At 50.2% G+C, this 255-nt stretch carries 1 pseudogene; it reads left to right on the top strand.

From position 1 onward, the window contains the following. A pseudogene (locus FCL47_RS24670) lies at window positions 1-255 on the top strand (thiolase family protein); the annotation flags it as partial.

Genomic DNA, 255 nt, shown 5'->3' with positions numbered 1-255 from the left:
TAAAACTCAGTCGCAAAAAATCGATAATCATCGAGGCCGATGAAGGTATTACCCCTGTGACCAGGGAAGGCTGCGCCAAACTCAGACCTGTTGCGCCAGATGGCATTCACACCTTTGCCTCCCAAACGCATCCCGCCGATGGCAATGCCGGGATCATCGTCACCACCAAAAGTCGTGCATTGGAACTGAGCCCGGATCCAACAAAAGCTATCCAGGTTATTTCTTATGGGTTTGCCCGTGTGGAAAAATCTCATA

It is taken from the genome of Desulfopila sp. IMCC35006 (genome assembly GCF_005116645.1).
Taxonomy (GTDB): Bacteria; Desulfobacterota; Desulfobulbia; order Desulfobulbales; family Desulfocapsaceae; genus Desulforhopalus_A.
Note: the sequence above shows the minus strand (reverse complement) of the source record. Positions and strands in the feature narration are given on the sequence as shown.